The sequence below is a fragment of the Roseateles sp. genome, assembly GCF_047654805.1.
Lineage (GTDB): Bacteria > Pseudomonadota > Gammaproteobacteria > Burkholderiales > Burkholderiaceae_C > Pelomonas.
Window position 1 is genome coordinate 2,647,387 of record NZ_JASGIV010000001.1, and the last position, 20,959, is coordinate 2,668,345.

Annotated in this window: 19 protein-coding genes, 2 pseudogenes and 1 other annotated feature; of the genes and pseudogenes, 10 read left to right on the forward strand and 11 right to left on the reverse strand. The window is 64.9% G+C overall.

Features of this window, described 5'->3' with window-relative positions:
- Positions 1-41: 41 nt before the first annotated feature.
- The 5 genes from QM732_RS11890 to QM732_RS11910 all read left to right on the forward strand — a co-directional run bounded on the left by QM732_RS11890 (position 42) and on the right by QM732_RS11910 (position 3,495).
- On the forward strand, positions 42-239 hold the full coding sequence (locus QM732_RS11890) for a hypothetical protein (RefSeq protein WP_415656344.1): 198 nt from the start codon (positions 42-44) through the stop codon (positions 237-239).
- A 125-nt stretch (positions 240-364) separates the two neighbouring features.
- Positions 365-1,006, forward strand: coding sequence for a diguanylate cyclase (locus QM732_RS11895; protein WP_415656345.1), 642 nt, complete (start codon positions 365-367; stop codon positions 1,004-1,006).
- 161 nt (positions 1,007-1,167) lie between these two features.
- A complete protein-coding gene (locus QM732_RS11900; protein ID WP_415659375.1) occupies positions 1,168-1,488 on the forward strand; it encodes a co-chaperone GroES in 321 nt (106 codons plus the stop codon).
- A 56-nt stretch (positions 1,489-1,544) separates the two neighbouring features.
- The gene (gene groL, locus QM732_RS11905) at positions 1,545-3,161 is read left to right on the forward strand and encodes a chaperonin GroEL (protein ID WP_415656346.1); all 1,617 of its coding nucleotides are present in this window, start codon (positions 1,545-1,547) and stop codon (positions 3,159-3,161) included.
- Between the two features lies 1 nt (position 3,162).
- A complete protein-coding gene (locus QM732_RS11910; RefSeq protein ID WP_415656347.1) occupies positions 3,163-3,495 on the forward strand; it encodes a hypothetical protein in 333 nt (110 codons plus the stop codon).
- Positions 3,496-3,867: 372 nt separating this feature from the next.
- On the opposite strand, the gene tnpC is transcribed toward QM732_RS11910, so the two are convergent.
- From tnpC to tnpA, 3 genes are all read right to left on the reverse strand, one after another.
- A complete protein-coding gene (gene tnpC / locus QM732_RS11915; protein ID WP_415656348.1) occupies positions 3,868-5,475 on the reverse strand; it encodes an IS66 family transposase in 1,608 nt (535 codons plus the stop codon).
- Positions 5,476-5,552: 77 nt separating this feature from the next.
- Positions 5,553-5,903: an IS66 family insertion sequence element accessory protein TnpB gene (gene tnpB / locus QM732_RS11920; protein WP_415656349.1), complete on the reverse strand. Its 351-nt coding sequence runs from the start codon at positions 5,901-5,903 to the stop codon at positions 5,553-5,555.
- A complete protein-coding gene (tnpA, locus tag QM732_RS11925; RefSeq protein WP_415656350.1) occupies positions 5,879-6,253 on the reverse strand; it encodes an IS66-like element accessory protein TnpA in 375 nt (124 codons plus the stop codon). The genes tnpB and tnpA overlap by 25 nt, the downstream gene beginning before the upstream one ends.
- A gap of 54 nt (positions 6,254-6,307) precedes the next feature.
- On the opposite strand from tnpA, the pseudogene QM732_RS11930 reads away from it, so the two are divergent.
- Positions 6,308-7,308 (forward strand): annotated as a pseudogene (locus QM732_RS11930) (IS3 family transposase); the annotation flags it as partial.
- Positions 6,586-6,702 (forward strand) — a sequence feature (AL1L pseudoknot). (Overlaps the previous pseudogene by 117 nt.)
- Here QM732_RS11930 and QM732_RS11935 read toward each other — a convergent pair.
- From QM732_RS11935 to QM732_RS11950, 4 genes and pseudogenes are all read right to left on the reverse strand, one after another.
- A pseudogene (locus tag QM732_RS11935) lies at positions 7,285-7,584 on the reverse strand (transposase); the annotation flags it as partial. The pseudogenes QM732_RS11930 and QM732_RS11935 overlap by 24 nt on opposite strands.
- A 146-nt stretch (positions 7,585-7,730) precedes the next feature.
- The gene (locus QM732_RS11940) at positions 7,731-8,594 is read right to left on the reverse strand and encodes a nucleotidyl transferase AbiEii/AbiGii toxin family protein (protein WP_415656351.1); all 864 of its coding nucleotides are present in this window, start codon (positions 8,592-8,594) and stop codon (positions 7,731-7,733) included.
- Positions 8,591-9,520: a type IV toxin-antitoxin system AbiEi family antitoxin domain-containing protein gene (locus tag QM732_RS11945; RefSeq protein ID WP_415656352.1), complete on the reverse strand. Its 930-nt coding sequence runs from the start codon at positions 9,518-9,520 to the stop codon at positions 8,591-8,593. Before QM732_RS11945 ends, QM732_RS11940 begins: the two co-directional genes overlap by 4 nt.
- A 781-nt stretch (positions 9,521-10,301) precedes the next feature.
- Positions 10,302-11,669 (reverse strand): HipA domain-containing protein, encoded by a 1,368-nt coding sequence (locus QM732_RS11950; protein WP_415656353.1) that lies wholly within the window; start codon positions 11,667-11,669, stop codon positions 10,302-10,304.
- Positions 11,670-12,199: 530 nt separating this feature from the next.
- On the opposite strand from QM732_RS11950, the gene istA reads away from it, so the two are divergent.
- Together istA and istB are read left to right on the forward strand one after the other, a co-directional pair.
- The gene (gene istA, locus QM732_RS11955; protein ID WP_415654706.1) at positions 12,200-13,693 is read left to right on the forward strand and encodes an IS21 family transposase; all 1,494 of its coding nucleotides are present in this window, start codon (positions 12,200-12,202) and stop codon (positions 13,691-13,693) included.
- Positions 13,690-14,478 (forward strand): IS21-like element helper ATPase IstB, encoded by a 789-nt coding sequence (gene istB, locus QM732_RS11960; protein ID WP_415654705.1) that lies wholly within the window; start codon positions 13,690-13,692, stop codon positions 14,476-14,478. The genes istA and istB overlap by 4 nt, the downstream gene beginning before the upstream one ends.
- Before the next feature lie 203 nt (positions 14,479-14,681).
- On the opposite strand, the gene QM732_RS11965 is transcribed toward istB, so the two are convergent.
- Positions 14,682-14,981: a helix-turn-helix transcriptional regulator gene (locus QM732_RS11965; RefSeq protein ID WP_415656354.1), complete on the reverse strand. Its 300-nt coding sequence runs from the start codon at positions 14,979-14,981 to the stop codon at positions 14,682-14,684.
- A 316-nt stretch (positions 14,982-15,297) separates the two neighbouring features.
- On the opposite strand from QM732_RS11965, the gene QM732_RS11970 reads away from it, so the two are divergent.
- Positions 15,298-16,539, forward strand: a complete 1,242-nt coding sequence (locus tag QM732_RS11970; RefSeq protein ID WP_415656355.1) for an MFS transporter — start codon at positions 15,298-15,300, stop codon at positions 16,537-16,539.
- A gap of 532 nt (positions 16,540-17,071) precedes the next feature.
- Here the strand turns inward: QM732_RS11970 and QM732_RS11975 are convergent.
- From QM732_RS11975 to QM732_RS11985, 3 genes are all read right to left on the reverse strand, one after another.
- A complete protein-coding gene (locus tag QM732_RS11975; protein ID WP_415656356.1) occupies positions 17,072-17,842 on the reverse strand; it encodes a hypothetical protein in 771 nt (256 codons plus the stop codon).
- Positions 17,843-17,894: 52 nt separating this feature from the next.
- Entirely contained in the window at positions 17,895-18,752 is an 858-nt protein-coding gene (locus tag QM732_RS11980) for a transporter substrate-binding domain-containing protein (protein ID WP_415656357.1), read from the reverse strand.
- A 99-nt stretch (positions 18,753-18,851) separates the two neighbouring features.
- Positions 18,852-20,654: a hypothetical protein gene (locus QM732_RS11985; protein WP_415656358.1), complete on the reverse strand. Its 1,803-nt coding sequence runs from the start codon at positions 20,652-20,654 to the stop codon at positions 18,852-18,854.
- 1 nt (position 20,655) lies between these two features.
- Here QM732_RS11985 and QM732_RS11990 point away from each other — a divergent pair, with 1 nt between their 5' ends.
- A complete protein-coding gene (locus QM732_RS11990; protein WP_415656359.1) occupies positions 20,656-20,832 on the forward strand; it encodes a hypothetical protein in 177 nt (58 codons plus the stop codon).
- The last annotated feature ends 127 nt before the right edge of the window (positions 20,833-20,959 follow it).

The following is a 20,959-nucleotide window of genomic DNA, read 5'->3' on the forward strand; positions in this document are numbered from 1 at the left end:
GAGTGCGAGGCAGCTTTTCCTCTGACCTCTCTGATCGGGGCATGAAAGCCAAAGAGTTTGATCTCACGCCAGAGGAGCGCGAGGCGCTGTATTTCATTCCGCAAACGGTCGGGGGGCGTGTGGTCAGCGAAGCCATTCAGCGCAGCCTGCAGGAAAAGGGTCTGTTGACGCCGATCCGGGAGGACGGCCGTCGCTGGCTGACGCTTCTTGGCGATCAAGTCAGGCGCGGCCGCAGATAGCGCCCAGCTGGAAACACCCGCGGCGACGCGCTAGCGTGAGCGTGGATCGCACCCCGTACCTCTTGATTTCCGGCCTGGGAATCGGTAAAAATTTTCTCGTCTGTACGAGCTCCGCTTTGCCGACCATGATCTTCGACATCATTCGGCAGCAGGTAGAGATCTTGCGCAGGCCGTTGGCCGCCGTCGTGCTCAGCACGCTTCCCCGCAGATCTTCGCCAATGCTGCTTTTGCTTCACTGGCACGGCTTCGCAGTCAATGAGCGAATGCTTCCGCCGGGACAGGATTTTTCGAATTCGCACAGTCGCGAGTCGCTACCCAGTTCTGCGTTGCAGCTCAACCAGACGTGGACCCAACTGGAGCAACTTGACCAGCAAATGCTTGACGCGGCTTGGCAGCTAGGCGCCTGGGACCTCGTTCGGGAAGAACACCGCGGTTGCAACGTGGTCGGCGCTTCGGTCCGAGAGACCGTCGCCTGTCGACAAGCATTCGGCGACAACCCGCTGAAGCCTGAAGATGAGGCGCACCTGACCGCCGAAGCGCCAGACCGCGATGCCATGAAGGCTATGGCCGCCAAGCTGGGCTATGTGCGTTGGCTCTTCAGACCTGTTGCTGATGGCCTGTGGCGGGGTGCAGGTCAAGATGACAGCCTGCTGGCAGGAGGCGGGCGCTTGCCGCCGTGCCCCGTCGCACCGGTTGCTTCCGTCGGCACGCGAATCTCGCGCAGCAGCTACCAGCTCGGCCGTATCGATCGCATCGTGCTGATCTGACCGTGTTTGAGATTGAGAGCACCTTGCGGGTGCTCTTGAAAAGCCTGCGGCAGGCTCTAAATCGCCGATCGGTCGGGGTGGGAATGTCGGCCTATAGCGCCAGTGCCTTCCCTTCCGGCATCACCTTTGTCAATCGTCTGCCATCTGAAAGGAGACCCAAGATGCAAATCCGTCCCCTCTACGACCGGATCATTGTCAAACGCATCGACCCGCTGCGTCAGACCGCTTCCGGCATCGTGATTCCCGACACCGCGGCCGAGAAGCCAGAGCAAGGCGAGGTCATTGCCGTCGGTACCGGTCGCCTGCTTCAGGACGGGTCTGTGCGCCCACTGCAACTGCAGCCTGGCGAGCGCGTGCTGTTCGGCAAGTACGCTGGCCAGACGGTCAAGCTCGACGACCAAGAACTGCTGGTGCTGCGCGAGGAAGACGTCCTCGGCGTGATCGAGACCCGCACCGCTACACCTTCGCTGAAGGTCGCCTGACACGTCGTCCAGGTTCAACCCCATCCCAAACTTCAAGGAGATTCAAGGAGTAAGCCATGGCTGCCAAGGAAGTTCTTTTCCGTGACGAAGCCCGTGCCCGCATCGTGAAGGGCGTCAACATCCTCGCAGAGGCCGTCAAGGTCACCCTGGGCCCCAAGGGGCGCAACGTGGTGCTGGAACGCAGCTTCGGTGCACCCGTCATCACCAAGGACGGTGTGTCTGTTGCCAAGGAAATCGAGCTGCGCGACAAGCTCGAGAACATGGGCGCGCAGATGCTGAAGCAGGTTGCATCCAAAACCGGCGACGTCGCCGGCGATGGCACCACGACGGCCACCGTGCTGGCCCAAGCCATCGTGATCGAAGGCATGAAGCTCGTGGCCACTGGCATGAACCCCATGGACCTCAAGCGCGGCATCGACAAGGCATGCGAAACCGTCGTCGCGGAGCTCAAGACGCTGTCCAAGCCCTGCTCGACGAGCAAGGAAATCGCCCAGGTCGGCTCGCTTTCGGCCAACTCCGATCAGGCCATTGGTGACCTGATCGCCCAGGCCATGGAGAAGGTCGGGCAGCACGGCGTCATCACGGTCGAAGATGGCAAGTCGCTCGATAGCGAACTCGACGTCGTGGAGGGCATGCAATTCGACCGCGGCTATCTGTCGCCCTACTTCATCAACAACCCCGAAAAGCAGACGGCGGTGCTCGATGATCCCGCCATCCTGCTTTGCGACAAGAAGATCTCGAACATCCGCGAACTTCTGCCGGTGCTCGAGGAGGTCGCAAAGGCTGGCCGGCCGCTGCTGATCGTGGCGGAAGACATCGAAGGCGAGGCTCTGGCCACGCTGGTGGTCAACAGCATGCGCGGTGTGCTGAAAGTCGCTGCGGTCAAGGCACCAGGCTTCGGTGATCGCCGCAAGGCCATGCTCCAGGACATCGCCGCTCTCACCGGTGCGACGGTGATCGCCGAAGAGGTCGGCAAGCAGCTCGACAAGGCCACGCTGGCCGATCTGGGTCGCGCCCGCCGCGTCGACATTCACAAGGACGCCACGACGATCATCGACGGCGCCGGCAAGGCCGAACAGATCGAAGCACGCCGCAAGACCATCACGGCCGAGATCGAGAACGCCACGTCGGACTACGACCGCGAGAAGCTGCAGGAGCGGCTGGCCAAGCTGTCCGGCGGCGTCGCAGTGATCCGCGTCGGTGCTGCCACCGAAGTCGAGATGAAGGAGAAGAAGGATCGTGTCGACGACGCGCTGCACGCCACGCGCGCAGCCGTCGAGGAAGGCATCGTCCCGGGCGGTGGCGTGGCCCTGCTGCGTGCACGCGCGTCGCTGGATTCCCTGCGCGGCGCCAACGCCGATCAAGATGCTGGTATCGGCATCGTGAGGCGCGCCCTGGAAGCTCCGTTGCGGGCGATCAGCGCGAACGCGGGCGATGAGCCCTCCGTCGTCGTCGACCGTGTCCTGCACGGCAAGGGCAGCCATGGCTACAACGCCGCTACCGGTGAATATGGCGACCTCCTGGCGATGGGTGTGATCGACCCGACCAAGGTCACTCGTACCGCGCTGCAAAACGCGGCTTCGGTGGCCGGGCTGATCCTCACCACCGATGCCACGGTGGCTGAACAAGCGAAGGAAGCCAAGTCGCACCTGCCGGCAGAGGCCGAGTTCTGATATGAGTCGGCCCTCAACCCCGCGTCCTGAAAAGTTCGTGACGGTGGCGGGCGGGCGGGGCAGCGCTGAAGACAAGGCCGGGCGAACCCGCAAGGAACGCCGCCGAGCCTTGCTTCAGCCTGCCCCGCTCCGGGCCGATGAGCTTGAAACTCTGCGTGGTTGGCTGATCGGCAACGTCGCGCTAAGGCCCGCTGAAGCGCAGCGCTTGGTAGGACACGCCGTCGATCGCGGTCAACTGATCGACGAGCCTGCTTTGCACTGGCGTGCAGTCAAGGCACGTATCGCCGGTGACGCCAACTGGGCGCCAATGGGCTTCAAGTTAGTTCTCGACTAACCCCATTCGCACATGGCGGATTGTTCGCATCGACGCACCTGCGTCGATGCGAATCTGAATGAACAACAGGAGCAAGGATCATGCGGACTCTAGCGACATCGGGTGAGCAGCGCCTATCTACGAACCGTGGCGCAGGGCCTACGTTGAGGGAGCAAGAGCTTCGGTCTTATCTCATGGCGCGAGAAACGATTCGGCGCATGAAGCCCTCAACCACGCCGTGCTTTGCACGCGACTGGAAGGCAAGGCCAGAAACCAGTGCGCGACAAAACTGAGCCCGTCCTTGTCGACCCTCGGCGCTGCGCTGATCGCTAGATCGTATGCGGTCAATTAACCGCGTCCTTGCCTCTCCCGAGGCAAACGAGCAGGTGATGTTCAGCCGTTGCTGAGATCGATGTTCCAGGGCAGAAGCGCGGCGTAGTCGTCGGCTGTCTTGGCATTGGGCAGCGCAGTGAACAGCGCGCGCAAGTAGCGGTAGCCGTCGATGCCATTGACACTGCAGGTCTGCAGCAGCGAGTACAGGTTGGCGCTGGCGTTGGCGCCGTGCACCGTGTCGGCGAAGAGCCAGTTGCGGCGCCCGACACAGAACGGCCTGATGGCGTTCTCCTGCACGTTGTTGTCAATGCTGTAACGGCCGTCCTCGACGTAGCGCTTGAGCTTGCTCCACTGCGAGGAGAGGTAGTGCAGCGCCTGCCCCAGCAGGCTCTTTGGCAGCACCGCGTGCAGATTCGCCAAGAGCAGCGCCTCGATGGCCGCCAACACGGGGACGCTGTCCTGCTGGCGCCGGCGTTTGAGTTCATCTGTGTCGACGCCGTCGCGCCGGGCCTGCGCCTCGACGTGGTACAGCTGACCGATGTGCGCGATGAAGCGCGCCGCGAGCTGGTTGGGCCCACGCTGGTCCTTGGGCAAGGGCTGCAGCGCCTCGATGAAATATCTGCGGCAATGGGTCCAGCAGGCCAAGTGCACGAGCTGGTGCGTCTCGGCCACGGCGTCGTAGACCTCGTAGCCGTTGGTCATCAGCACGGCCCCGGGACGGATGCCGGCATACAGCTCCATCGCCGTCTTGGTCGAGCGACTCGGTGAGTAGGCGAACAGCCGGATCGGCGGCCCCGTGCCGTCCCGGCCGCTACCGTCGGTCATCTGCGCCCAGATGAAGCTCTTGGCCTGGGCGCTGCGCCCGGGCTCCTTGAGCACCTGCAGCTCGGTCTCGTCGCCGAACACCAGGGGTGAGTCCAACAGTTGGTCGCGCAGCAGGTTGACCACCGGCTGTACCTGATGGCCCGCGCGCACGATGCTGCCGGCCACGGTGTTGCGGGCGATGTCGGTACCGCCGAAGCGGCCCAGCAGCACCGCTTGGCGGTACAGCGGCAGACCGTCCAGGTACTTGGAGGTGGCGATCCAGGCCAGGGCGCCCTCGGTGAAGAGGCCTCTGGGGATGATCTGTGCGGGGCGCGGCGCCAGCCGCATGCCGCCGTCACAGCACGGGCAGGCGTATTTGACGCGCTCGTGCCGGATGACGCGCACCTGCTGCGGGATGATGTCCAGCTGTTCGCTGGCTTCCACGCCGATCTCGCTCAAGCGCGCACCGTCGTGCGGGCACACGCGCTCGCCTTCGGGCAGCTCGTGACGGATCACCTCGCGCGGCAGCGCCGGGTCCAGGGGCTTGCGGCCGCGCTTGGCCCGCTTGTGGCCGGGCACGTCGATCTTGTCGCTGTCGTCGTCGTCGCTGCTCTCTTCAGTGGCGGGCTCGGCCCGAGCGCCGAGATCCTCGGCCTCGTTGAAGAACATGTCCTTTTGCAGGACCGCGGCCTCGCTGCTGGCGGCGAAGAGCTGCCGCGTGAACTTGCTGAGCTTCTCCTTGAGGAGGTCGCGCTCGGCGCGTGTCACGCGCAGTTCGCCGGCCAACGACTCATTGCGCTTGAGCGCTTCGGCCAGCGCCTGCTGCAATGCGATGACTTCGTCGGGCGTGGGCGTGCTGACCATCGAGGGGCAGTGTCTGCGCCCCCTGTGCGCCGCGCCATTCGGATCTGCCGCAATGGCGCGCGTCCGCGCTGGCGTTCTCAGCCGACGTGCTGGTACACGCGCTGAGGGTGCCGCTGCACGACGCCGATGTCGATGCCCTCGAGCAACCAGTGCAGCTGCTCGACGGTCAGTGTCGGCGCAGCCGTCTCAGAAGGCCAGATGAAGCGGTCTTCCTCCAGCCGCTTGAGCAGCAGCCAGAAGCCGTTGCGGTCCCAGCCGAGGATCTTCACGCGGTTGCGTCGACGGTTGCTGAACACGTACACGCAGGCGGCGAACGGATCCAGGCCGAGGGCTTGCTGAACCAGGGTGGCCAAGCCGTTGATATTGACGCGGAAGTCCACCGGTGCACGGTGCAGGTAGACCTTCAGACGCTCGTCGAGACGGAACACGTCAGCCTCCCCAAGGTCTGCAGAACATCTGCAAGCTGGCACAGCCGCACGCGGCGAAGCTCGACCGTGACTCCGTTGGGCAGCGTGGCTTGCAAGCCCACATCGCGACCGTCGTCGAGCTCGTCCACGACCGACGGTACTTGCGCTGTGAGCACCGGCACCGCCACGAAGGGCGAGGCCGCTGGCGTCGAGGCCACGACAGACGCACGCTTGCGCAACGGACCGTGATCACGTATCCATCGTGCGACCTGGTTGGCATTGATGCCGAACTCGCGTGCCAGACGCGCCACTGAGACGCCAGGCTGCAAGCACAGCTCGACGAACTCGGCCTTTGCGGCCTTGTCGTACACACAGTGAATCAATCCGGGTTTTGAGGAGGCTCAACACTCTGAGAGGATTGAGCCATGAGCAAGTCGAACAAGTTCTCACCCGAGGTGCGTGAGCGCGCGGTGAGGATGGTGCAGGAGCACCGAGGGGAGTACCCGTCGCTGTGGGCGGCCATCGAGTCCATCGCACCCAAGATTGGCTGCGTGCCGCAGACGCTGAACGAATGGGTCAAGCGCGCCGAGGTCGATGCCGGCGTGCGTGAGGGCGTGACGACCAGCGAGGCCCAGCGTGTGAAGGACCTGGAGCGCGAGAACCGGGAGCTGCGCCGTGCCAACGAGATTTTGAAGCTGGCCAGCGCGTTTTTCGCCCAGGCGGAGCTCGACCGCCGACTGAAGTCGTAAGGGACTTCATCGACCAGCATCGCGATGCCTTCGGGGTCGAGCCAATCTGCAAGGTATTGCAGGTTGCCCCGTCGGCCTACCGGCGATACGCCGCGCTGCGTCGAAAGCCTCACAGGCGCTGCGCGAGGGCGCGTCGTGACGAGGCGCTGATGCCGCAGATCGACCGGGTCTGGCAGGCCAATATGCAGGTCTACGGGGCCAAGAAAGTCTGGCGGCAACTGGAACGCGAAGGCGTGGCCGTGGCTCGCTGCACCGTCGCGCGCTTGATGCGCGGGATGGGGCTGCGCGGCGTCATGCGCGGCAAGGTCGTGCGCACGACCATCAGCGATGCCAAGGCACCGTGCCCGCTGGACAGAGTCAATCGGCAGTTCCGCGCCGAGCGGCCCAACCAGCTGTGGGTCAGCGACTTCACGTACGTGTCGACCTGGCAGGGCTGGCTGTACGTGGCCTTCGTCATCGACGTGTTCGCCCGCCGCATCGTGGGTTGGCGCGTGAGCAGTTCGATGCGCACAGACTTCGTGCTCGATGCGCTAGAGCAGGCGTTGTACGCCCGGCAGCCCGAGCGGGACGGCGGTCTGGTTTGTCACTCCGACAGGGGCTCGCAATACGTCAGCATTCGCTACACCGAACGGTTGGCTGAAGCCGGTCTGGATCGCCAACAACTCTCGGTTGGCGATGACGAGGTTGGCCAGGCCGAACAGGCTGAATAGCTGCGCCTCGTTCTTGGCCAGGCCCTTGTAGCGGGCCTTCCTGTGGCGAAACAGGTTCTTCACGACATGGAAGGGATGCTCGACCTTCGCCCGCACGCTGGCCTTGAGCTGCTCGGCCTGCTCGAGCAACTGCGCCCAACGGCGCGTGAGGTCCAGCTTGCGGCTTTTGCCCGGTTGCATGGCCACATGCCACTGGGGCCCCTGGGCCTCTTTGCGCTTGCCCACGCCGCGGTAGCCTGATTCGGCGTCTGAACCGGATGCGCTCGACTACCTCGCTATCACGCTAAGCAGATTCGGCGAGCTCGCGGCCAGGCTGATTCAGCTTTCGTCCGTGGCGCCGAAGATCGTCACGCTGCCCCAGAAGACATGCTGGGACCGATTCGGTGGCATCAGGCAGCGCTGGGAGGCCAAGGGAGGCCTTCATAGAACTCCTGGACGCGACCGTAGGCCTCTTCGAACGATGGGGGCTGCGTCGCAATGAGTGCCAGCACCTGTGCATAGTCGCGCTGCGAAAGCTCGCGCAGCTGATCGCTGCGCATGGCCATCGGGTCCATCGGTACCTTCCGGTCCTCGGAGGCGGCCATCAACTTGTGCAGCACGAGGGCCCGGTCCTCATCGTTGAAGTCCATGCAATCAAGGAGTAGACGCAGGTCGTAGATGTCCTGAAACCGCGAGCGATTGCGGATCGGCTGCTGCAGCACGGACCGCAGCTTCTCGGCGATGAGGTCGTGGCGGGCGTACATCGCCAGCACGCCGCCGTCGATGTCGCCTTCCTCGACGTCCGACGCCCATTCATTGAAGCTGTAGTCGATCTGGACGGTCTTGGCGGACTGGCCGGCGTTGAGCTTCCTGAGCTCGTTGGCCACTGCACGGTTCGCGTAGCCGATCTTCATCTGCAGAGTTGCGAAGAGGCTGTCCCGCTTCTTGGGATTCAGGGCATACGACTGCAGCGCCATCGCCAGGCCGTAGTCGTTCTCGACGCCGACCTGTTCGAGGGCCTCCTGCATCTGCTCGATGAAGCCCGGAAGACTCACGTCCTGCAGCTTTTGCTGCGTGGAGAAGTCAACGTCCTTGGTGAAGCGCGAGCTCTGATACCGGATGGCCAAGAGGATGCCGCCCTTCATGACCATGACCGGGGCAAGCGCCTCAGACTGGGCGATGGCCCTGAGGATCAGGTGAACGGCCTGTCGAAACTCGCGGCGGCCGGGCTCCGTTTCTGCCTCGATCCAAGCTGGCAGGTCAAGTCTGCTCATTCGACGAGAACGGGCACGTTGATGGACAGCGCCCAACGCTCCGAAAACTCGGGGCTGTACTCGGCCGATGCATCCAGCTTTCGGGAGCCGCCTCGTTGACTGAAGACTGTCCAGGCATCGATCCTGGGATCTCGAAGTTGGCAGAGGGTTTCGAGGATCCATCCTGCCCGGACCTTGTCGATGGGTTTGCCGTGCTGGTCGACTTCGTCCAGGATGAGGCGCAGCGACTGCTTCGCATGTTCCTGGTAGACCTGCAGCACATGGCTGATGCCGCCACAAAGCTCGGGGTCCCGCAGCATGTCCAGGAAGATGCGCCCGCGCGTGGCCACCCTGATGTGCTGCTCCTTGAAGTTGCGATAGGCGCCCAGGTGGAGGCTGTTGAACTGGTGCACGGGCTTGCCGAGCAGCTTTTCCGGCCTGGAGCGCTGAAGCTGCGGCAGCCCGGCCGCGAGGTAGTCCGCATGGTCGTCGCCTAGATCCTTTTGCATCTGTTCAGCGGCGAACTGCTTCCAGGGACCGTGAGCTGGAGAGGAGATGTACAACTGCTCCGGCATGCGGTCCGTCAGCCCGTGAAACTCCATCGCACTCAGATGGGAGATGTAGCAAAAGGGATCGGCCGCACAGGCCAGCACTTTCGCGTCACCGACGCTTGCGCCGATCAGCGTATAGACGGGCGAGCCCGAGATGCCTTGGATGGGACGCAGCACGCCATTTCTCAGCATCAGTTGATGGATGCGACGGAATGAAGCCCAGTCCAGCCTAGCCTTATGCGCGCGTAGCGGCACTCCGTGAAGTTCGGTGCGCTTACACAGATCCCAGGCGGCGAGAGCCAGCTCGTAGAACGACACGGTGGGCCGGCCGCGTTCGCCCAGGACTTGACCCAGGGCGGCGGGGATCGTGATGCGCTTGGGCTCTTCTGTGCTCATGAACGGCTACTCTGCAAGCGAATTCGCGGGACACTCTCTCGTCGATATAACCTTCGTCCTTAGGACGAAGGTTATATCGAATTCCAACCACCTGTCAAGTCGTCATTGCATTGCCCCGCTCCGCCCGGAGCGGTCATACGAGTTCATACCGCGTCTCTTTCTTGACGGATCCACCACTGGCACTAGACTGCGTCCTCAGGACGCAGTCTAGTGCCGGCTTGCAGTCGCAAAGACCTGTCCATGCCCACGGACCGATAGTCCTCCATGGAAACTGTACAATGCGTCCTTAGGACGCATTGTACAGTTAACATCAAGAACTCCACTCGCACAGTGGCCGCTGACGGTGAACCGCCGATGGCTGCGTTTGACAAATGAACGCGCCACCCAACGCGCATAGTCAAGCGTCCCAAAGGGGAACGCCCCCCGTCGACGCCGAGATCGTGCTTGCCTACCCCGCGGATTGGACCCAGACGCTCTCAAGCACGCTCGCGCGTACATCATTCGAGCTACCGCGGAGGTACGCACAACGTTCCGCACGGCCATCGAGGCGGCGCTTGGCTTGATGCCCGGTGGGGCGCTTGCCCGATCCTTGAGGTGTGCCCCGTTCTGTTTCATGCATCTCGTTGCTCTCGAGGACACCAGCCTCCAGCCACATCCTGATCAGTTTCAAGATGCGTGGATCGGCAATCCTGTGCGCCACCATCCGCAACAGCCACTCGCGGTCACCTGTTCGCCTCACAGTGGGCGTGCCGCATGTCGCTGGGCAACGTGCCCCATGTTCCTATTGGGCGCTGGGAACCAACGGCTCGACAAACGCCATGGCGACAGCCAAATTCCTCGCAGCCATTTCCCGAATCGCGGGCGACAGGGGGGCCGCAAATTCCTCCTCCTGAGCTGCAGTCCAGAACCGCCGCGCCAGTCTTGCTGCCAGGCCCCAAACGTCGGGCTTCGCGCCGATGGTGCCTATCTTTGGCACGATGTCCGTGAGATCAGGATCCACGCCGCCGCCGATGGAGGCATACCGCATCGGCAGGATGTCGTAGGCAGGCGCAACACCGAGGTACTCCCCGTCCTCGCCGATCAGCATAGAGATGTTCTCGAAGTGGCGATCCCCATTGCCGATGAGTTCACTGAAGGCCGCCATGGTGTCGACCCAGAATGCGTCCTGAACCGTCAGATAGCCGGCTTGCACGCAACGAGCGGCAAACTCAGGCCACGAGCCTCTTTGCCCAAAGAACTCGTCGTCGACCGCGCCAGCTGACAACATGCCGACCCGCCCCGTGAGGCCATTGCGGTCGAAGCGCTGGACCTCGAGAAAAACGTACTCGCCGCCGGCCAGCAATTGGGTGCGCGAGGCTGGCACGCCCAGCTCAGCCAAGGTGCGCAGCGCCAGATGCTCCAGCGGAAGCAGTTCTGCCATGCGACTGCCCTGCTTGGCAAACTTCACAATGACGTGGCCCGAGTCCCCTGTGAGTCCGAGGAACTTCGGCTGTTCGCCACCGGCGCTGGACCCATAGGATGCGCTCTTAGACGCGCTGGCCATAGCCACGTACTGGTCGAGCTTCTCCGCTGCAGGCGTCGGTGCCGCAGCGCGGAATTCAATCTCCGCCTGCAAGGACGTGTCACCGAACACCAGATTGCCCGGCAGATTCAGACCACGGGTGAAAAGGTAGGCGACCATGTGATCGTCACCCCAGTCTTTGAGGCTCTCGGGGAACTGCAGGCTGCGCGCGGCTTCGTGTGCGAGCTGACGCCCGAGGAAGCCGGACGGTGCTGCAAACGCCATGTATGGAGGCAGACCTTCGTAGACGCGGGTTGTGGCCTTGGCGCCGCCAATGCGTTCGAGGGTGGCCCCACCGGCGAGAAATTCGACCTCCGCGAATGGCTCGACCTTGCCGTTGCTCAAATAGCGGTACACACGCTGTCGTGGATCAATCCCAAGGGGCAACTGCCGAAGCAGGGCGTACTGCGGCGTCCGCTCACCTGAAACGCGGAACGAGGTCGCTCGTTGTCCTAGTTGACGAATAGCTCGGGAGAACGTCGGTTGGCTGATTCCCAGCGCCTCAACGAGATTGGCAGCAGACAGTCTTCCACCTCGAAGGGCCCGCTCGATTTCATAAGGGATGTCAACAGAATGGCCTGCCACCATTTGCACCCACTGAATAGTCAAATGAATAGTTCAGTGAATGATAGATCCTGGATGGCAAAACAGCCAGCCAGAGCGTCTGCAGACCAGACCGCCAGCGTCGTGCGCTAGGCCGCGACGAACTCGTCCACCCGGGTCCAGCCATAGAAGCTCACACAGATCGTCTGCGGCTTCAGCCGTCGGGACACCTCCGCAAAGCCAGGTCGCAGCCAGTCGCCCACCTTGTCGCCGGCCAGCGAGCGGCCGGGCGGTCCCGGTAGTTGACGAGGTAGGGCGGGTCGGTGGACAGAAATCCATGGACTCGCCGTGCAGACGCGCCATCACCGTCTGCCATGTGTAGTTGGACAAGATGGCCATCCATTCGCGCCACAGGCTCATGGAACGTGATGTAGGCTGGTCCGTCATCCACTTGGCGGCGGACAATTATCTTGAGCGCTCAGCGACAACTATCGTGAGCGGTTGACGCAGGCCGCCGGGGAGCGTTTTGCGGGTGGGTTCCTACAGTGGTTGGCTTCCAGAGGGAGGCAGCCACGGTGCCCGGCAAACGCATAACGGACCTGCAAGTGAGCAAGTACAAGGAACTGAGGGGCAAGCACAGCCAGGAGGCTGCTGCAGCCAAGACGGGCATCAGCGTGGCCAGCGCGCGGCGGCTGGAATCGGCGACGACATTGCCATCACAACGCCCACCGCGACACTGGCGCACCCGCGCCGACCCGCTGGCCGAGGTGTGGGCCAGTGAGGTGGTGCCCATGCTGGAAGGCGCACCGTCGTTGATGGCCGTCACCGTGCTGGAGGAGTTGCAGCGCCGCCACCCCGAGCGGTTCGCCGATGGAGTGCTGCGCACGCTGCAGCGGCGCGTGAGCCAGTGGCGCGCCGAGCACGGCGGCGAGCGCGAGTTGTTCTTCGCGCAGGAGCATCCGCCGGGCCGGCTGGGGCTGTCGGACTTCACTGTGGCCGACGATCTGGACGTCAGTCTGGGGGGGCTGGCCTTCCCACACCGGCTGTACCAGTTCGCGCTGGCCCACAGCGGCTGGCGCCATGCGAGGGTGGTCCTGGGCGGTGAGAGCTTCCAGAGCCTGGCTGCAGGGCTACAAGACGCGCTATGGATGGCCGGTGGCGTCCCGCAGGAACACCGCACCGACAGCCTGTCGGCGGCCTTCAACAACCTGGCCGAGCGCGAAGAGCTGACGCGGCGTTACCAGGCCCTGTGCAAGCACTATGGCATGCGGCCCACGCGCAATAACACCGGCGTGAGCCACGAGAACGGCTCCATTGAAGCGCGCCAAGGCAGCCTCAAGCGCGGACTGGACCAGGCTCTGCTGCTGCGTGGCAGCCGCGAGTTCGATGACCTGCCGGCCTATGAGCAGTTCGTGGCGGAGACCGTGCGCCGGCTCAACGCGCGCTGCGCGCGCGCATGGGAAGTCGAGCGCACCAGCCTTCAACCGCTGCCGACTCGGCGCACGTCCGACTTCGAGGAGATGGATGCGCGCGTTAGCAAGTTCGGCGTGTTCAGCGCCAAGGGCGTGCTCTACAGCGTGCCTTCGCGTCTGGCCGGTCAACGGTTGAAGGTGAGGCTGCACAGCACCTATCTGGACGCCTGGCTGGGCGGAGTGAAGGTCTTCGAGTGCGAGCGGCTGCATGCCAGCACGGCCGATCGCCACCCCAAGCGCATTGACTGGCGTCACATGCTGCCCAACTTGAAGCGCAAGCCCGGCGCCTTCGCGCGTTGGGTGTTGCGCGATGCGATGTTCCCGCGCAGCGAGTACGCCCTGGCCTGGGAGCACATTAGCCAGGCGTTGCCCGAGCGGGCGGCCTGCCGCTTGATGGTGGACCTGCTGGACCTGGCCGACCGAGCCAACGTGGTGGCAGAGCTGGCCATCGAACTCGCTCGCTTGCTGGATGGCGCCGAGCTCCCCGACATCGATGTGCTCAGGGACAGGTTCGCGCCACGACCGGCTGCGATGCCTCAGGTGGTCGTGGTGCTGCCGTCAGCGGCGGTCTACGACGAACTGCTGGAGGCCGCATGAGTGCCGACACCAATGCATCGGGGGCAGCGGTGCCACTGATGCTCACCGAGCTGCGCCTGCCGACCATCAAGCGCTTGTGGGCCGATGTGGCCGCGCAGTCCAACCGCGAGGGCTGGCCGGCCGAGCGGCTGCTGCACACGCTGCTGGGCCATGAGATGGCCGAGCGCGAGACGCGGCGCCTGGCCCGTGCACGGGTCGACAGCCAGCTGCCGCCGGGCAAGAGCCTGGCCGACTTCGACTTCGCTGCGGTGCCGGCCGTCTCCAAGGCCCATGTGATGGCGCTGGCCGAGGCCGACAGCTGGATTGCGCAGGGCCACAACTTGCTGGCCTTCGGCCCGCCGGGCACCGGCAAGACGCATCTCGTGGCGGCCATCGGCCACGCGCTGATCGACCGTGGGCTGAAGGTGCTGTTCGTGCGCACCAGCGAGCTGGTGCAGCGCCTGCAGGCAGCCCGGCGCGACCTGCGCCTGCCGGCGGAGTTGTCCAAGCTCGACCGGTTCGACTTGATCATCTTGGACGACCTCAGCTATGCACGGCGCGACCAGGCCGAGACCTCGGTGCTGTTCGAGCTGATCGCCGAGCGGTACGAGCGCAAGAGCCTGGCCATCACGGCCAACGCACCGTTCTCGGCGTGGGATGAGGTCTTCCCGGACAAAGCCATGACGGTGGCTGCGGTCGACCGCCTGGTGCATCACTCGACCATCCTGGAGATGAACGTGGACAGCTACCGACGCCGCGCTGCGTTGCCGGCGCGCCGGCAACGCAGCGCACCTCCAACACCGTGATCAACACCCATCCGCACCGCTCAAGATAGTTGACGCTGGCAGCTCAGGATAGTTGACGCCGGGCATCCACTCGACCTGCACGCGCTTCGCCTTGTCGGCCAGTTGTGGGTTCCGCTTGATAAGGCGTACCGCCTCCTCATGAAGCGCCATGCCAAGGAGGTCCTGCGTCCGGTGCTTGGCTGAAGAGGGTCCGATCTCCACGTTCACTGCAGGTGGCAGTCGCTTGGATCGCGCGGCAGCCGAGCCCGGCGGCGCTGGGGGAGCGTGTCGTCAGCCAGCAGGGCCAGTTCGCCGTTGATGCCGAGGGCCGCCATCACACGAAGGTAGGTACCGATGGCTGACGAAGGATCGCCCGACTCCACCGAGTGCAGCGTCTTGCGGGTGATGCCAGCAGCCAAGGCCAACTGCTCTGCGGTCAGTCCTCGAGCCTTTCTCAGATCACGCAAACGGTCACCCATCTGGGGCAGCAGGTGCCGGTTCATCATTGACGCGTCGGCGCTCATTTGGGCCTCATGACACCCATATCAATGCAATATGGGTAGCACAGTACCCATCTTGTCAGCAACCGAGTCGGTCGATCGAGATTCACGACGACGCCCGTCGGAAAGCCGCGCCAAAGAAGTTCAGGCAGCCGCCGCCCGGAAGCTGATTCAACGGTCGGGCACTCAGGCTTATCGGCGCATGCTGGAGACCATTTGGCGGAAACTCTACAGAAAATGGCGGAATAGCGCGATACGGACGCGCAAGGGCGTCGTAGTCTCCAGGCTCCCATCTTTCTCATGCCCCACTGGCTCGGCCAGCCGCACAGGGCCGCGATCAATGACCTCCAGAACCGCCACGCTTGGACAGCCGGATGCATCGGCGCCGAGCACCGCCACCGACTCCCAGACCCACGGCTTCTTGCTCCCCATCGTGGGCGGCGCGGCGTTCGCTCACCTGCTCAACGACCTCATCCAGGCCATGCTGCCTGCGGTTTTCCCGTTGCTGAAATCGAACTTCTCGCTCAGCTTCGGTCAGATCGGCCTGATTGGCCTGGTCTACCAGGTCACAGCGTCGCTGCTGCAGCCCTGGATCGGGCTCTACACGGACAAGCACCCCAAGCCCTATTTGCTGCCCTCGGGAATGGTGATGACGCTCATCGGCATCGCGCTGCTGGCCAGCGCCGACAGCTACGCCATGCTGCTGGTCGCGGCAGCCATCGTCGGCGTCGGTTCTGCCACATTCCATCCCGAGGCATCGCGGATCGCGCGCCTCGGGTCGGGAGGCAAGTTCGGCACGGCCCAGTCGACGTTCCAGGTCGGCGGCAACACCGGCAGTGCCATCGGGCCGCTGCTGACTGCGGCCATCGTCATCCCGCATGGCCAAGGTGCCATCGCATGGTTCGTGGTGTTCGCGCTGCTCGCCATCTTCGTGCTGTACCGCCTGACCCTGTGGGTACTGAACCATGGGCAGGCCAAGGCCAAGAGCCTGGCCCGGGGCCGCAATGAAGGCCTGAGCCGCGGCAAGGTGGCACAGGCCGTGGCCGTCATCTGCGTCCTGATGTTTGCGAAGTTCGTCTACATCGCGTCCTTCACCAACTACTTCACCTTCTACCTGATCGAGCGGTTCAGCCTGAGCGTGCAGGAGAGTCAGTTGTTCCTGTTCATGTTCCTTGCGGCTGTCGCCGCGGGCACCTTCGCTGGCGGGCCGGTTGGTGACCGCATCGGCCGCAAGGCGGTGATCTGGATTTCCTTCCTTGGTGTCGCCCCCTTCGCGCTGGCGCTGCCCTACGCCAATCTGTTCTGGACGGCGGTGCTGGCCATCGTCGTCGGCCTGATCATGTCGTCAGCCTTTGCGGCGCTTGTGGTGTACGCCCAGGAAGCCGTGCCGGGTCGTGTCGGCATGGTGTCGGGACTGATGTTCGGCCTCATGTTCGGCATCGGCGGGATTGCCGCCGCAGGCCTGGGCGACTTGGCCGACAGGTACGGCATCGTGTGGGTCTACGGCGTCACGTCGTTCCTCCCGTTGCTCGGGGTTGCGACTGCCTTCCTGCCCGATACCCGCAAACATCAGGCACGCTGAAGCGCTACGGCCCGTCGCAATGAAGCTGCGGGCGCTGGCCGATCGCCATGCCGCTCGCACACCTCTGGCGAGGCAGCGGTGCCCCGACAAACTCGCTCTGCGGAATGCGTCGACGATGCTCGCACGCCGACCGAACTCCAGCAGTCGCATGGCGTGTCGTACCTGCGAGCCACGCTGCGGCCGCTCGTGGACCTCGGTGAACTCCGCGTTGCAGACTGCCATGCCCCCATCGCTCGGCCCATCGCTGGGGCAGGCCACTCGCCGACACGCCGGGCTGGGCAGCACCAAGCCCTTTGCGCGGACAAAGCCAGCTGAGGGAGATTGGCGGAACTAGGAAGAGCGACAGCCAGGGCGACAGCCGCTCGCTGCTCGGATGGACGGGTCCCGCGCCCTGTTGAAGGCTGGATCAATGCGAATGGCCTGGGTGAGCAACGCGGGATCCTGGATCTGCGGCAAATGCTGGGCCTCCGCATCGGTGTCGGGCTCGCCGGCACCGCGGCGCTGAAAGACCAAAGCGCCAGGATGAGAGTCGTCAGCGGACGTTGTACTCGGCCTTGCCCCGCACACGGCCGATCGCCGACCACCACGCCTGCACCTCACGCCTGCGGCTCGGCGGCGTCGTCACGGGTATCGCCAGATAGAGCTCGGTTCGGACGAGCGGCCGGGGAAGAACCACCAGCGAGTCCATGGCCGGGTCGTCCATGAGGTACTGCACCTCTTCCTGAACGGCAACGCCGAGGTCGACCCGCTTTGCCGCGACCTTCAGCAGCAACTGTCGGGTGGACAGGGCCGAGTCATCGACTTCAACGCCCATGGAGCGCAGGGACTCCAGCGCGACTCTCGCACTCACCCGCGTTCCGACGGTGATCGGCGAGGCCGTGCCTCCGGCGAGCCGCCGGCCATCCCAGGAGTATGGGCTGTCCTTTCGCTTGATCCAGACAAAGCTGAAGCTTGCAACTCGCAGCGAGGCATCGATGGCGTCTGCACGAGCGGGAAACAGGTAGCGCTGGCGCACCTCGGCAGCGGGCGACACGAGCACTGCATCCGCTTCATTGCCCTCGATCGCGGCCCGGCACCGCCGGGGAGGAAGCCTCACCAGCGAGACGACGAGACCGGCCTCCTTTGCGGCGTCGATGACGATCCGCTCCGCGATGCCAGGCCGCGAGTCATCGTTGTACAGGTAGGGCGGCGCAACCAGCTCCGGAATGCAGACGCGCCAATGAGGTGCCTGCTGTGCGTGGGCGGGCCAACCCAGGGCGGACAAGAGCGCTGCGACCCACCATCGGCGGCCCGTCATCAGCATCGGTTCAGTTCCCGCCAGGCACTCGCCGGACCGCCCTCCATGCGTCGCGCCATCATCTGGCCGGCTCCGGCGCAGCCGCCGACGTTGCCAGCGTACGGATCGGATCGATGAACCCCACCCCTCCTCCGGGCAGATAGCGCTCAACCAGGCGCCTGAACGTGCCGTCCGCCGACATCCCCTTCACGGCCTCAAGGAGCCGCGCCTGATCCTCAGGCGAGATGGTCCTCTTGGACAGCGCCAGGCCAGAGCTGAGGGTACGGCCATCGGCGTACCAGTCCGCGACTTCGATCTTTCCCGCCAGCGCCGGAAGGTGACGCGCCATCACCCATGGATAGGTGATGATGAGGTCCACGCGACGGGCCAGGAACACGCGCACGGCCGTGTCGACGTCGGAGACCGAGCTGACCCGCCTGGCGGTCAGTGCTTCTAGGCAGGCGTCGTAGCCCGGGCCGTAGGACGCGCCCTTGACCGAGACGGCGCGCAAATCCGGCCTGGCCAGGAATGCCTCCCGGGTACTGGCTCTTGCCGATGTCCAGACGTAGGCCAGCGGGCGTACGGTCAGGATGGGGATGAGAACGACTGACTGCAGCCGCTCATCCGTCGGGACCACCCAGCTCGTGATGTCCAGCGAGCCGTCACGCAGGCGCGACCACACGCGCGGCTGGGATTCGAGCTCATACACAAAGCTGCAACCGCTACGGGCAGACAGCAGCGCAAAGAACTCGCGATCCAGTCCCGCCGGCTCCGCTGCCGGATCTGCCGCCTTGGCGGGGCGTTCGTAGACCTGCGGATACTCCTTGAGCCCCACTCGATACGGGCCGCAACCAGCCGCAGCGGCGTGGACCGGCCCACCTGCAGCCATGGCGAGCCCTGCAGTCAGTGCAACGGCCAACAGATAGCGCTGCCCCATTCGCGCCTCCTCACGTCTCATCTTGTTTCAAAAGATTAGACGCTCGGGTGACGGCGCGTGACTCGGTGGTTACCCCGCAAGCACCTTTGAAAGACGGAACTACCTGGGGCTGAAACCGAACTCGCGCCTCAGCGAACCATTGGACTGGCCGTTGTACGAGTCGCCATTCATCGCAGCGCTGCGGCGGGCGGACTCGCGATAGAAGTCATCGCGCTCCCGATCGCGGGCGCGGTCTGAGCCCGAGGAGCTGCCGCCACCACCACCACCGCCGCTGACCCTCACGCTGATGAGGGCGCTGACGCCCTTCTTCAGCCCGGCAGACTCCAGGCCGTCGGCGGTCCACTGATAGTCGGCTTCGATGGTTTCGGTGACGTTGAACTCCTGCCGGTCCTGCTGGCCCTCCTGCAAGCGGTAGTGGATGGTGTTGACCTTGGCGGTGCAGGACTGCACCTTGCCCTTGGGCTGGCAGCGCAGGTCGTTGACGAGCTGGACGGTGTTGGTGATGCGGCGGCGCCCCCAGAGGAAATGGTCGATCTCCTGGTCGAAGGAGCGGTCGTTGATGCGGCGCAGCCGGCCGAGCTGGCCTTCGGCGTTGGTGTTCTCGATCAGGTAGGTGGTGGCAAGCTTGGCGACCTCGTCCTCGGTGGGAGCAACGTTGCGCGCGGCGTTGTCGAGATAGCGCTTCTTGACGAGGGCGGCCTGGCGGACCACCTCCTCGGCGGCACGGCGTTCGGCGTCCTCGCGCTCGCGCTTTTCCTGCGCAAGCAGCATGCTCATGCGCTGGGTGACGGGCTGGGCGAGCTCGGGGTCCTTCTCTGCCGCGTTGCTCAGCCAGGGGGTGCTGAAATGCCCGGCCCAGACCTCGCGGAAGGCTGCGGGGTTGCGGGCGGCCTGGATGTCGTGCAGCACCTGGGGCCGCGCGGCGGCAATGGAGGCCGCAGCCATCGGCTGATAGCGGTCGAACAGCGCGTCGAGCCGGGCGCGGGTGGCGGCGTCGGGAACGCTGCGCGCGGCGATGCACTGCTCCACCTGGTAGGCGCGGAACATCTCGAAGTCGTTGAGCTGCGCCAGCGACAGGGGCTGGCCGGCGGCAGACAGTCGATCCAGGCCCTGCGCGAGGGCATCGGTGAGCGCACGGGCGTACTGCTGCTCCTGGCCCTTGAGCCGTTCGTCCTGCGCAGCGAGTACGGCCTGGTTATGGTCGACCTGCTGCTTCATCTTGTCGAAGTCCGGCATGAAGGCGCGGATGTCGGAGGGCTGCGTGCCGAGGGCGCGGCCCGCGGGCGCCGGCTGGGCCGATGGGCTGGGCGCGGCGGGCTGCTTGATGCCGAGCATGCCAAGCAAGCCGCCGGCGGTGATGCGTGGCAGGCCGGCAGAGCGTGGCGCGGCCTCGGGCCCACCACCGTTGCGGGGCTGGACCACGGCATCGCTCCGGCCGCGGGGGGCGGCGTCACCACCCGTGGGGCGCGGGCCGACAGGCTCGACGGTACGTCGGGCCAGGCTGCCGTCCACGATCCTGGCCTGGGCCTGCAGCCGCGTCTGCTCGAACTCCCACACCTGGCGAGCCTGCGCGATGCTGCGCCCGGACTGCTGCGCGCGCTCGACGGCGGCACGGTCCACAAGCGAGGTGGCGTAGGCCAGGCTGCCGCACTGGCGGGCAACGGCGTTGTCTTCCTTGAAGGCAGGGGGCGGCGCCTTGGGATTGAGCAGCGCGTAGTTCTTCTTCTCAGGGGTGTTGTAGCTGTCCTGCCCCGGAACATAGATGTCCAGCAGCGGCGTGTCGGCAGTGACATTGACCGCCGCGGCAGCGGCCGAGGCCACGGCAGCCAGCAGCAGCGCCCCCAGACCGGCGGCGCGGGGGCCATGTGCGGGGCGGGAAGGAGGCTGGATCGAGCGGGGCATCGTGGAACCTTTCGAAGTGTTCTGGGGCCTGGGCGGCCGGATTCTGCAGCGTGTCGATGGCAGAACGATGCAGCGTCCGCGCCAGCAGCCGGTGCCTGCCAAAACAGCGCCGGGCCGCCAGGGCCTGATCCAGCAACGCCTGGCCGAACCACAGGCTACCGCGAACCACGCCCTGTGAACTCAGCGGTAGCCCTGGGAGCCTGCGCATTCACGCCGACGGCGGACTGCTGCTCGGCTTGCCCGTGCGTCGTCGGCAGCCAGGCCTCTGCGTTTCAAGCCGCCGCGGGAAAACGGTGCGGCGGGTG